Genomic DNA, 12,629 nt, shown 5'->3' with positions numbered 1-12,629 from the left:
TTGTCACAGGTTCTTCCTGAGCCGCACACCCTTTGTTCGTATTGTCGACTCCCCTGACTTTGGGTGACAGCCGCGCTGGCTCGACCGGCGCGCAGGAGGGGACGCTTATGAGCTTTAGCCTGAAATCGGATGCCCACTACATCCTTGTTGCGATGTCCAAATCCCAGGCGATGATCGAGTTCGACCTGACCGGCAAGATCCTGCGGGCAAACGACAACTTCTGCAAGGCGCTCGGCTATCAGGAAAGCGAAATCGTCGGCAAGCATCACAGCCTGTTCTGCGATCCCGACTATGTGGCGACCCAGGCCTATCGGGACTTCTGGCTGCGCCTCGGCCGCGGCGAGTTCGATTCCGCCGTCTACAAGCGGATCGGCAAGAGCGGCCAGGATGTCTGGATCCAGGCAAGCTACAATCCGGTCACGAAGGGCGGAAAGCCCTATAAGATCGTCAAAATCGCCTCCGATATCACGGCCGCCAAGACGGCAGCCATCGAGGATGCCGGCAAACTCGCCGCAATCTCACGCTCCCAGGCCGTCATCGAGTTGACGCCAACAGGCGAGGTCCTCAGCGCCAACGACAATTTCTGTGCGGCTTTCGGCTATGCCCCGGGCGAGATCGTCGGCAAGCACCACAGCATGTTCTGCGAACCGAGCTATGTGCGCACGGAAGACTATAAGGAACTATGGCGCAGGCTCGCCGCCGGCGAATTCATTGCCAACGAATTCGTTCGTTATGGAAAGGACGGCCGCGAGGTCTGGATCCAGGCAGCCTACAATCCGATTCTGGATGCCAACGGCAAGGTCAGCAAGGTCGTCAAATACGCAACCGACGTGACAACCCGCATGAGCGCCATTGCCAAGCTCGGCGACAGCATGAAGGCGTTGGCGCAACGCGACCTGACCCAGACGCTGCCTACGCCCTTCGTCCCCTCGATGGAAAAGCTGCGTCATGATTTCAACGACGCACTGGACAAGCTGTCAGGCGCCTTGAAGACCATCGGCGGCAACTCCAGCACCATTGCTCACAGCGCGCAGGAGATCGGCATAGCCACCGGCGAACTCGCCAAGCGCACGGAGCAACAGGCATCCTCGCTTGAGGAAACGGCAGCCGCCCTTGAGGAGATGACCACCAACGTCAGCAACTCCAGCAAGCGGGCGAATGAGGCAGGACGGGTGGTCGAAAAGACAAGGCTAGGCGCCGAACAATCCGGCATCGTGGTGCGCAACGCCATTGTCGCGATGGACGAGATCGAACAGTCATCGCGCGAGATCGGCAAGATTATCGGCGTCATCGACGACATAGCCTTCCAGACCAATCTTCTGGCGCTGAACGCCGGTATCGAGGCAGCCCGCGCCGGCGAAGCCGGCAAAGGCTTTGCGGTGGTTGCGCAGGAGGTTCGCGAACTGGCGCAACGCTCTGCCACCGCAGCCAAGCAGATCAAGACACTGATCAATACCTCGAGCGAGCTGGTGAAGAACGGCGTCGACCTCGTCGATCAGACCGGCAAAGCGCTTCACGAGATTGTCGGGCAGGTCGCCGACATCAGCAGCAATGTCAATGCCATTGTCGAAGCATCAAGGGAGCAGGCAACCGGCCTTCAGGAAATCAGCCAGGCCGTGAACGTCATGGATCAGGCAACGCAGAAGAACGCCGCCATGGTCGAGGAGAATACCGCAGCCAGCCACAGCCTGGCGCAGGAAGCGGAGGAACTGCGGATTCTCCTCACCAAATTCAAGACCGGCGGTGAACAGTTTTCCGCGCCGGCTATCGCCACCTCGCGGTCTCGGCCCTCCCCTTCCCCGGCCCGACAGCTGGTCGCGCGGGTTGCGAGGGCCCAGGGCTCGGCCGCGCCTGCCAACGCGAACTGGGAGGAGTTCTGAGCGTCTGACCTGCCTGGGTCAGGCGTCTCCGCTCCGCACCCAGGTATCAAACCGCCTCTAGGCCGGCGATACGGTGCGGGTGGGTGAAGACCTCGAAATCGTCGCCCCGCACCAACGCGATCAGGGTCATGCCGGCCGCCTCCGCCGTGCGGATGGCCAGAGCCGTCGGCGCGGATATGGCGATCAGCACCGCACTGCCGAGAATGGCAGCCTTCTGCACCATTTCGACCGAAAGCCGGCTGGTGACGACGACCGCTCCTTCCGCCGGAGGTTGTGCTGCCCTGACAACCGCCCCACAAAGCTTATCGAGCGCATTGTGGCGCCCCACATCCTCCCGCACCGCCAGCAGCCCGATCCCCGGACGATAAAACCCCGCCCCGTGCACGGCCCGCGTTTCCCGATGCAGCGGCTGCGCGTCATTGAGCAGCGCGATCGCTCCGACGACATCAGCCATCGAAAGCGTCAGGGCGATCTTCGAGACATCCGGCACCTGGCGCACCGCCTGCTCGATCGATTCGATACCGCAGAGCCCGCAGCCGACCGGCCCCGCCATATGCCGCTTGCGGGTCCTCAGCGCATCCGCCACGGCATCGACCAGGGTGATCTGCATGTCGATTCCCTGCACATCCTCCACCGCCTCGATGGACGCGATCTCGCTGGCGTTGCCGATTATGCCCTCCGTGAGACTGAAGCCGACCGCGAAATCCTCCAGATCGGCCGGGGTCGCCATCATCACCGCATGCGAAGAGCCGCCATAGGAGAAGGCGACGGGCACCTCTTCCGGCACGCACCGCTCTCCCACCGCCACCGCTCCGTCGCGACGCGCGGTCCGTGTCACCCGAGCGGTGGTCTTGAAATCGGTCATAGGCCAAGCCTCAGCAAATCAACTGTCCGCCATTCACCTCGATGACCTGGCCCGTAATGTATCCAGATAGGGCGGGTGCCGAGAGGAACAGATAGGTCGGAGCACAATCCTCCGGCGTGCCTAGCCGCTGAAGCGGAATTGTCCGCCGCGTTGCTTCCAGCTTTTCGGCGGAGGAATAGCGCTCGTGGAAATCGGTGCTGATCGTTCCCGGCGACACGCAGTTGACCCGGATGCCATCGGGCGCCAGCTCGCGCGCCAGTGCCTTGGAATAGGTGGAGACGAAGGCCTTGGAGGACGAATAGATCGACGATCCGGGGCTCCCGCCGGTCAAGGCCGAGATCGACACGGTGTTGACGATAGCAGCCGTGCCGGCGGCCCGCATCAACGGCAGCAGGCCCCGCGTAACTTCAACGACCGCCGTCTGGTTCAACTGCACAACGGCATTATACTGCTCGTCCGTCAGTGTTGCGGCGGGATAGCGCCCGAACATCGTCCCGGCATTGTTGATGAGCACGTCGACCGTTGCGACCTGTTCGGCAACGGCGGCAACGAAACCGGCCGTCCCCTTGCCATCGCCGAAATCCGCCGTAAACAGCGCCGCGCGGCCTTCGTTTTCGGCCTGGGTGAGAAACGCCGGCAGTTCGCGATCCGCAGACCGACCAACATGGGCGAGAACGCGGGCGCCACATGCCAGAAACTGGCGCGCCACCTCGAGCCCGATACCGCGTCCGGCCCCGGTGATGACCACCGTGCGACCGGCAAACAGATTGGATTGAAACATCGAAACCCTCCACAGATTGGCGGCTCCACCCCGCCCTGCCGCCGCTCTAGCACAGGATGCCGGCCAGCGGAAGAAAGGCGGCCATCAGTGACCATCACACACGTGCGAGCGGCTGGGGTCGGACATCCGAGCCTCCTGCTCCCGCCCATGAAAAAAGCGGCCGAAGCCGCTTTCCATGGTCATTCAATGTGCCGCGCTCAATCGCGGATGACGTTGCCGCGCAGATGCGTCAGTTCCATGATGAAGTGCTCGAGCTTCGACTTGTGCTCGTGATGCGTCGCATCGTTGAGCTCCGCCTGGGCAGCCTCGATACGGCGGGTCAGCTCGTCGCGATGCAGCTCGTCGATCGGCACGGCGGATTCGGCAAGCAGCGTGCAGCCGGTCGGCAGGATGTCGGCAAAGCCGCCGAACACCACATAATCCTTCTTCGCGCCGGCAGCCGTGCGGACGCTGACGATGCCTGGCTTGATGGTCGTCATGGTCGGCGCATGGTTGGCCATGACGGTCATCTCGCCTTCGGTCGCCGGAATGACGACAGCCGTCACCATTTCGGACAGCAGCAGCTGCTCGGGAGACACCAGTTCGAATTTGAAATCAGCCATGGCCCGTCACTTCTCGATTGTCTTTGGAAAAGCAGTGGCGCCGGCAATCCGGGCGCCACTGGTTTGGCAAGCCTTAGACGGCAGCAGCCAGCTTCTTGGCCTTTTCGACCGCTTCTTCGATGGTGCCGACCATGTAGAAGGCGGCTTCCGGAAGATGGTCGTATTCGCCGTTGACGAGGCCCTTGAAGCCCTTGATCGTGTCTTCAAGCGCAACCAGCTTGCCGGGCGCGCCGGTGAACACTTCGGCAACGAAGAACGGCTGCGACAGGAAGCGCTCGATCTTGCGGGCGCGGGCAACCGACAGCTTGTCGTCTTCCGACAGTTCGTCCATGCCCAGGATGGCGATGATGTCCTGCAGGGCCTTGTAGCGCTGCAGCGTCGACTGGACCTTACGGGCAACCTCGTAGTGCTCTTCGCCGACAACCAGCGGGTCGAGCATGCGCGAGGTGGAGTCGAGCGGATCGACGGCCGGGTAGATGCCCTTTTCAGCGATCGAACGCGACAGGTTGGTCGTTGCGTCCAGATGGGCGAACGAGGTGGCTGGCGCCGGGTCGGTCAAGTCGTCGGCGGGGACGTAAATGGCCTGTACCGAGGTGATCGAGCCCTTGGTCGTCGTGGTGATGCGTTCCTGCATCTGGCCCATGTCGGTGGCGAGCGTCGGCTGATAGCCCACGGCCGAAGGAATACGGCCGAGCAGAGCCGACAGTTCCGAACCTGCCTGGGTGAAGCGGAAGATGTTGTCGACGAAGAACAGAACGTCCTGGCCCTTGTCGCGGAAGTCTTCAGCGATCGTCAGACCGGTGAGAGCGACGCGGGCGCGGGCGCCCGGCGGTTCGTTCATCTGGCCGTAAACGAGGGCTGCCTTCGAGCCTTCGCCGCCGCCCAGCTTGTTCACGCCGGATTCGATCATTTCGTGGTAAAGGTCGTTACCTTCGCGGGTCCGTTCGCCGACGCCGGCGAAGACCGAGTAACCACCATGCGCCTTGGCGACGTTGTTGATCAGTTCCATGATCAGAACCGTCTTGCCGACGCCGGCGCCGCCGAACAGGCCGATCTTGCCGCCCTTGGCGTAAGGTGCGAGCAGGTCGACGACCTTGATGCCGGTGACGAGGATCTGTGCGTCGGTCGACTGTTCGATGTAGGCAGGCGCTTCCTGGTGGATCGAGCGCTTGGTGGCGGTGACCAGCGGGCCAGCTTCGTCAACCGGCTCGCCGATGACGTTCATGATGCGGCCGAGCGTTTCCGGGCCAACTGGCACGGTGATCGGGCTGCCGGTGTCGGTCACGGCCTGACCGCGAACCAGACCTTCGGTCGCGTCCATGGCGATGGTGCGAACCGAGTTCTCGCCGAGATGCTGCGCGACTTCCAGAATCAGGCGGTTGCCGTTGTTCATGGTTTCCAGCGCATTCAGGATCTTCGGCAGTTCGCCGTCGAACACGACGTCGACGACCGGTCCGATGATCTGCGTGACCTTGCCGGCCGAACCGGTTGCAGGCGTTGCTGCTGCGGGGGTAGCTGCCATAGCCATATTCTTACCCTCTTCCTAACCTCAGAGCGCTTCCGCGCCCGAAATGATTTCAATGAGTTCCTTGGTGATCTGCGCCTGACGCTGGCGGTTGTAGCTGAGCGTCAGTTTGTTGATCATCTCACCTGCGTTCCGGGTCGCGTTGTCCATCGCGCTCATCTTCGCGCCCATTTCGCCGGCGACGTTCTCGAGGAGCGCGCGGAAAATTTGGACGGAGAGGTTGCGCGGCACAAGATCCGTGAGGATCGACGCGGCATCGGGTTCGTATTCGTAGATCGCGTTCGACTGCGCCACTTCCGTGCCTGCAGCCGTGATCGGCGCGATGGCCGGGACGAGCTGCAATGCGGTCGGAACCTGCGAGATCACCGACTTGAACTCGGAGTAGAACAGCGTGCAGACATCGAATTCGCCGGCATTGAACATCTCGACGATGCGCTTGCCGATGGCGTCTGCATTTGTGAAGCCGATCTTCTTCACGTCGCGCATTTCCTTGCGCTCGATGATCAGCGGCGCAAACTCGCGACGCAGGATGTCATAGCCCTTCTTGCCGACGGTAAAGATCTTCACCGTCTTGCCCTGGGCCTGCAGCTTGCGGATATGGTCGCGGGCGAAACGGGCGATCTGCGAGTTGAAACCGCCGCAGAGACCGCGCTCGGCCGAGCAGACCACCAAAAGGTGAACCTTGTCCTCACCGGTCCCGCGCATCAGCACAGGCGCCTCGTCACTGGTGCCGACAGCCTGCGTGATGTTTGCAAGCACGGCGCCCATGCGCTGCGAGTAAGGCCTGGCCGCTTCGGCCGCCTCCTGCGCACGCCGAAGCTTCGCCGCTGCGACCATCTTCATCGCTTTGGTGATCTTCTGCGTCGCCTTGACGGAGGCGATCCGGTTTTTCAGATCCTTAAGTGAAGGCATCCGTTATCCGTCCTAAAGTGATGCCCTGATCAGGCGAAAGACTTGCCGAAGCTATCGATGGCAGCCTGGAGCTTGCCCTTGATATCGTCGCTGATGGCCTTCTGGTCGCGGATCGCGTCAAGGATTTCCTTGCCGTCGGACCGAAGGTAGGACAGCAGCCCCTGCTCGAACTTGCCGATGTCGCTGACCGCGATCTTGTCGAGGTAGCCATTGACGCCCGCAAAAATCACGGCGACCTGCTCTTCCGTCTTCAGCGGCGAGAACTGCGGCTGCTTCAGGAGTTCGGTCAGGCGTGCACCGCGGTTAAGCAAGCGCTGCGTCGAGGCATCAAGGTCGGAGCCGAACTGCGCGAAGGCAGCCATTTCACGATACTGGGCAAGCTCGCCCTTGATCGAGCCGGCAACCTGCTTCATCGCCTTGACCTGGGCGGCCGAGCCAACGCGCGAAACCGACAGACCGACGTTCACAGCCGGGCGGATACCCTGGTAGAACAGGTCGGTTTCGAGGAAGATCTGGCCGTCGGTGATCGAGATCACGTTGGTCGGGATGAAGGCCGAAACGTCGTTACCCTGCGTCTCGATGACAGGCAGAGCGGTCAGCGAACCGGCGCCCTTTTCGTCAGACAGCTTGGCAGCGCGCTCGAGAAGACGCGAGTGAAGGTAGAAAACGTCGCCAGGATAGGCTTCGCGGCCCGGCGGGCGGCGCAGAAGCAGCGACATCTGGCGATAGGCAACAGCCTGCTTCGACAGGTCGTCGTAGCCGATCAGCGCGTGCTGGCCGTTGTCGCGGAAATACTCGCCCATGGCGCAACCGGCGAACGGTGCCAGGTACTGCATCGGAGCCGGGTCGGAAGCCGTAGCGGCCACGATGATCGAATACTTCAGCGCGCCGCGCTCTTCGAGCACCTTGACGAACTGGGCAACGGTCGAGCGCTTCTGGCCGATGGCGACGTAGACGCAATAGAGCTTCTCAGCATCAGGGCCGTTGTCGTGGATGGCCTTCTGATTGAGGATCGTGTCGAGGATGATGGCGGTCTTGCCGGTCTGGCGGTCGCCGATGACGAGCTCGCGCTGGCCGCGGCCGACTGGGATGAGAGCATCGATGGCCTTGAGGCCGGTCGACATCGGCTCATGCACCGACTTGCGCGGGATGATGCCGGGAGCCTTGACGTCGACGCGCGAACGGCGGGTCGCGTTGATCGGACCCTTGCCGTCGATCGGATTGCCGAGCGCGTCGACGACGCGGCCGAGCAGTTCCGGACCAACGGGAACGTCGACGATGGCGCCGGTGCGCTTGACGATGTCGCCTTCCTTGATGTCGCGGTCGGATCCGAAGATAACGACGCCGACATTGTCGGATTCAAGGTTCAGCGCCATGCCGCGAATTCCGCCTGGGAATTCGACCATTTCGCCGGCCTGGACATTGTCCAGACCGTAGACGCGGGCGATGCCGTCACCGACGGAGAGAACCTGGCCGACCTCGGAAACCTCAGCCTCCTGGCCAAAATTCTTGATCTGGTCTTTCAGAATTGCGGAAATTTCCGCGGCGCGGATATCCATCAGCCAACCTCTTTCAATGCAAGCTTAAGGGTAGAAAGTTTGGTGCGTAGCGACGTATCAATCTGTCGCGACCCCACTTTCACGATCAAACCACCAAGAATAGACGGGTCCACCGTTACGGCGACCGTGACTTCTTTTCCGGTAACGCTCTTCAGCGCCACCTTCAATTCGTTTTCCTGCTCCGTCGTCAGCGCATGCGCAGACGTGACCTCGGCAGTAACTTCACCGCGCTGTGCTGCGGCGATCATGCGATAGGCGCGGATCATGCCCGGCAGGGCGAACAGACGACGGTGACGCGCAACGACCTTGAGGAAGTTGGCGAAGAAACCGCTGATGCCGGCCTTGGCGGCAAGCGCCTCGACGGCCTTGACCTGATCTCCGGACGAGAAAACCGGGCTGGCGACGAAGCGGCGAAGATCTTCGCTTTCGTCAAGCATGGCCTGGAAGCGATCGAGATCGGCGGTCACCTGGTCGACCGCACCCTCGGCGAGCGCCAGCTCGAACAAAGACGATGCATATCGCTCTGCCACACCGGATATAGGATGGGATGTGTCTGCCACGGGCACAATTTTCCCTGATTTCAACCCGAAAGTTAGGATCCGGGCGTGCGGATGCCTAGTACTTTGAATTGGTTTTGATTTCCCCCAGAAATCCGCGGGAGATGCCCCCGCTTCTTCCCATTTCCGAGCCCGTCTAACATAGGAAGTTGAGACTCGCAACACACCTGGGTCCCGATTGCGGCTTTCACGGGGGTTTCTGTCGGAAAAACCCCAAATCTGCCCGCGACGAACTGGCGCAGGTCGGCTTTTTGCTCAGACCCAGCCAAGAAAGTAGATGATCGGCAAAGCTGCAAGGGCGACCTGAAGGACAAGCATGACGAGGTTGGCAACCACGTTTCCCCTGTCCGACATCAGCGACAGGATGCGTCCGAAGGCAGCGAAGACAAAGGATGCCCCGAGCGCCAGGTAGACCATCGGCTGGGCGAGCAGTATCGCGGTCAGGCCGAGGCCGATATAGGTGCCGCCGATCGACCGGCTTTCGGCATAGGCGCCGAGCCGTCCTTCCCGCGGCTGCAGTCCGAGGAAGCGATAGGCATATCCTGGCGCGAACATCATGACGAGGCCCAGCAGGATCGTCGCCGCCGCCGCGCAATAGGCGAGCTGCTCTCCCTGTTCCGTCGGAAAATAAAACTCCATAATCGTCCCCAAATCACCTGATGCTTTGACGGCGTTATGACACGAAGCATTTGTCGAGGAAATGTTGGCGGAGAAAACTCGTTGCCGCCAAAGTCGCTCTTGGTTCGCTACCGGTCAATAGCGTAAGACCTCAGCCCCATTTGGGCCTGATGGGAAAAAGGGGGCCTCGCCCTTACAAAAAGCTCTGCGGATCAATGTCCAGCTGGACGTGCACCGATCCCCGTTCCTTCGGCCCCTGGGCCAGAAGCGTGCGCAAAAAACCCTGCATGTCGGAATTGCGGCGCCCGTGCACCAGCAGCCGGAAGCGGTGCCGGCCGCGCACCAGCGCCAGCGGCGCCTCCGCCGGACCGAGCACGGCGATGCCCGACACCGCGGGCGCTGCATTGCGCAAGCCGCGGGCATGGGTTTCGGCGTCCTGGCGGGTTTCGGCCGAAACGATGATCGAGGCCAGCCGTCCGAATGGCGGCAGGAAGGCCCTCTCCCGCTCGGAGATCTCGCGGTCGTAGAAGGCTGCGGAATCGCCCGAGACGATCGCCTGCATGACGGGATGCTGCGGCTGGTATGTCTGCAGCAGGCCATGGCTCTTCAGCCCGGTGCGACCGGCGCGCCCGGTCACCTGGCTGAGCAGCTGGAACGTCCGCTCGGCGGCGCGCGGATCGCCATTGGCAAGGCCGATATCGGCGTCGACGATGCCAACCAGCGTCATCAGCGGAAAGTTATGACCCTTGGCCACCAGCTGCGTGCCGATGACGATATCGGCCTCGCCGTTGGCAATGGCATCGAGCTCGATCCGCAGCCGCTTGACGCCGCCGAGGATGTCGGAGGAGAGCACGATTGTGCGGGCATCCGGAAAATGCTTCTCCACCTCTTCGGCGATCCGCTCGACCCCTGGACCGCAGGCGACGAGATGATCGAAGGTCCCGCATTCCGGGCAGGCTTCCGGCGTCCGTTCGGCATAGCCGCACTGGTGGCACTGCAGCTGCTGGCGAAAGCGGTGCTCGACCAGCCAGCTGGAGCATTGCGGGCACTGGAAGCGATGGCCGCAGACGCGGCAGAGCGTCAGCGGCGCATAGCCGCGCCGGTTGAGGAACAACAGCGCCTGGTGCCCGTCGGCCACCGTCTTGCCGACGGCGCGCAACAGCACCGGCGACAGGAAACCGCCGCGCTCCGGCGCGTGCCTGCGCATGTCGACCAGGTGCAGGTCGGGCAGCGCCGCATCGCCGAACCGGGTGGGCAGGTGGATGGTGCTGTAGCGGCCGCTCTGGCCGTTGACCTGGCTTTCGACCGAGGGCGTCGCCGAGACCAGCACCACCGGGAAATCGCCGATCCGGGCGCGCACCACGGCCATGTCGCGGGCATTGTAGAAGACGCGGTCCTCCTGCTTGTAGGCAGGGTCATGCTCCTCGTCGACGATGATCAGCCCGAGATCCTCGAACGGCAGGAACAGCGCCGAGCGCGCCCCGGCCACCACGCGCACATCGCCGGTCACCGATTGCCGCCAGACCTTTTCCCGCGTCCGTGGGGCAAGCTCGGAATGCCACTCGGCCGGCTTGGCGCCGAACCGCTGCTGGAAACGCTCGAGGAAACTGGCCGTCAGGGCGATTTCCGGCAGCAGGATCAACACCTGCCGCCCCTGCCGCAGCGTCTCTGCAATGGCCTCGAAATAGACTTCCGTCTTGCCCGAGCCGGTGATCCCGTCAATCAGCGAGACCGAGAACGCCCCCTTCCTCACCTCGTCGATGACCTCGACCGCCGCCTGCTTCTGCGGCCCTTCGAGCCTTGCGGCGACGAAATCCGGATCGGGCTTGGCAACGACCGGCGGCGGCGTCAGAAAAACGGTCTCGAATATCCCCTGCGTCACCAGACCATCGATGACGCTGGTCGAGACGCCGGCCGCATGCGCCAGGCCCGTCCGCGTCCAGGACGGCGCCCCGACGGCCATCTCCATGACGCGGCTGCGGGCAGGAGTCAGCCTCTCGGGCGCGCCGCCGATAAAGCGCAGGCCCTCGACCATCGGCTCCGGATCGAAAGCCGCCGGCACGCGCAGCGCCATGCGCGCGACATGGCCGGGGGGCGACAGGGTATAGGTCGCGACCCAGTCGATGAAATCGCGCATCTCCTTGGCAAGCAGCGGGCAATCGAAAACGCGGGTAATCGGCCGCAATTTCTTCGGATCGACGCCATTGCCATCGCCGCCGTCCCAGACCACCCCGACCACCTGGCGCGGCCCGAGCGGCACCTGCACGATCGAGCCCGGCTCGACCGCCATGCCTTCAGGCACCGCATAGGAATAGGGCCGAGGCGCCGGCATCGGCACCAGAACCGGCACGGTACGTGTCAGCGGCGGCGCGACCGGAAGCGCGCCGAACAGATCGGAGGAATCGTTATTCATTGCGGCAGACCATGCCCGGAGTTGGAAAGAAAGGAAACCGGCGAGTGGCGGCGGTCCCCATCAACTGGGGACGAGGGGCGAGAAGCGCAACTGTGCTGTCAGGTACACACGCCATTATGCCGGAACGGCCATCGTATCTCTCTGCATGCAAAGTGATGCGGTAGGACCTCGACGTTAGACGCGTTCGCGAAACGGGGTTATGCACTCGTCGCTCACTCTTGCAAGCGCCAGCGAATGCAACTATGCATAGAACATCTGAACTGCAGAAAGCTCCCTGTCTTGGCACAGGGCTGACAGGAATTCCGCAGAACATATGTGGTCATCAATGCAGATGGTGCGGAAATTTGATTGACCCACACACCCGCCAATCATCCGTCAATCACGTCTCGCTCGGTAGAATACTCGAATCACCACCTCCAGCCATTTCGACATGCGCTTGTGGGCCATGGGCCCAGCGGATCAGACCTCATCGTGCGTGTTTCATTCACCTGCCATGTCTATTCCAAAATGGACACCGCCCAGGCGATCGAATTCAGGTTTATTGATGAAGGTAGGCGGTGGCGCGAATTTTGCCCTGTCAGGCACCTGGCCTCTGTGGACCTTCCCGCTCTATGCCGAACGATGATGAACGAGAATTTCCCATCCTGGCTGTCGAAGGACAGGAATGGTCAGAGCAATATGGCGATTACCGAGCGTCAGCCTACCTCGGGGAGCCGATACGCGGTTTTCTACTATCTCTATCCCAGCCGAGCAAAAAACATTCATGTCGAGTTCGTCGTCAAAAGCGCTTATCGGCTGGAGATCGACATGGCTCACTATCGAAAACGCGAGCTTGTGAAAAGTCTTTTGAAAACATGTTACTACAAGCAGAAGGCAATCCCTTGATGTCCCCCGCCAGAGATCGACCTTGACAATTT

At 62.1% G+C, this 12,629-nt stretch carries 11 protein-coding genes; 2 read left to right on the top strand and 9 right to left on the bottom strand.

The features are described 5' to 3' along the window. The first annotated feature begins 107 nt into the window (after positions 1-107). The gene (locus VH564_RS07370) at positions 108-1,880 is read left to right on the top strand and encodes a methyl-accepting chemotaxis protein (protein WP_423339152.1); all 1,773 of its coding nucleotides are present in this window, start codon (positions 108-110) and stop codon (positions 1,878-1,880) included. Between the two features lie 46 nt (positions 1,881-1,926). Here the strand turns inward: VH564_RS07370 and fdhD are convergent, their stop codons facing one another. From fdhD to VH564_RS07325, 9 genes are all read right to left on the bottom strand, one after another. Then, entirely contained in the window at positions 1,927-2,745 is an 819-nt protein-coding gene (gene fdhD / locus VH564_RS07365; RefSeq protein ID WP_423339151.1) for a formate dehydrogenase accessory sulfurtransferase FdhD, read from the bottom strand. Between the two features lie 10 nt (positions 2,746-2,755). Further along, positions 2,756-3,526 (bottom strand): SDR family NAD(P)-dependent oxidoreductase, encoded by a 771-nt coding sequence (locus VH564_RS07360; RefSeq protein WP_423339150.1) that lies wholly within the window; start codon positions 3,524-3,526, stop codon positions 2,756-2,758. A gap of 197 nt (positions 3,527-3,723) precedes the next feature. After that, positions 3,724-4,128, bottom strand: coding sequence for a F0F1 ATP synthase subunit epsilon (locus VH564_RS07355; RefSeq protein ID WP_423339149.1), 405 nt, complete (start codon positions 4,126-4,128; stop codon positions 3,724-3,726). Positions 4,129-4,201: 73 nt separating this feature from the next. After that, entirely contained in the window at positions 4,202-5,656 is a 1,455-nt protein-coding gene (atpD, locus tag VH564_RS07350; protein ID WP_423339148.1) for a F0F1 ATP synthase subunit beta, read from the bottom strand. Between the two features lie 21 nt (positions 5,657-5,677). Continuing rightward, positions 5,678-6,565, bottom strand: a complete 888-nt coding sequence (locus VH564_RS07345; RefSeq protein ID WP_423339147.1) for a F0F1 ATP synthase subunit gamma — start codon at positions 6,563-6,565, stop codon at positions 5,678-5,680. Positions 6,566-6,594: 29 nt separating this feature from the next. Then, positions 6,595-8,124: a F0F1 ATP synthase subunit alpha gene (gene atpA, locus VH564_RS07340; protein ID WP_423339146.1), complete on the bottom strand. Its 1,530-nt coding sequence runs from the start codon at positions 8,122-8,124 to the stop codon at positions 6,595-6,597. After that, positions 8,124-8,690 (bottom strand): F0F1 ATP synthase subunit delta, encoded by a 567-nt coding sequence (locus tag VH564_RS07335; RefSeq protein WP_423339404.1) that lies wholly within the window; start codon positions 8,688-8,690, stop codon positions 8,124-8,126. The genes atpA and VH564_RS07335 overlap by 1 nt, the downstream gene beginning before the upstream one ends. Positions 8,691-8,936: 246 nt before the next feature. Continuing rightward, positions 8,937-9,320 (bottom strand): DUF4345 domain-containing protein, encoded by a 384-nt coding sequence (locus VH564_RS07330; protein WP_423339145.1) that lies wholly within the window; start codon positions 9,318-9,320, stop codon positions 8,937-8,939. Between the two features lie 172 nt (positions 9,321-9,492). Then, positions 9,493-11,712: a primosomal protein N' gene (locus tag VH564_RS07325; protein WP_423339144.1), complete on the bottom strand. Its 2,220-nt coding sequence runs from the start codon at positions 11,710-11,712 to the stop codon at positions 9,493-9,495. A 348-nt stretch (positions 11,713-12,060) separates the two neighbouring features. Here VH564_RS07325 and VH564_RS07320 point away from each other — a divergent pair, with 348 nt between their 5' ends. Then, positions 12,061-12,597 carry a hypothetical protein gene (locus tag VH564_RS07320; protein ID WP_423339143.1) on the top strand — a complete coding sequence of 179 codons (537 nt, stop codon included), beginning with the start codon at positions 12,061-12,063 and terminating at the stop codon, positions 12,595-12,597. The last annotated feature ends 32 nt before the right edge of the window (positions 12,598-12,629 follow it).

Origin of the sequence: Rhizobium sp. HT1-10 (assembly GCF_049472505.1) — a bacterium.
Taxonomy (GTDB): domain Bacteria; phylum Pseudomonadota; class Alphaproteobacteria; order Rhizobiales; family Rhizobiaceae; genus Rhizobium.
Note: the sequence above shows the minus strand (reverse complement) of the source record. Positions and strands in the feature narration are given on the sequence as shown.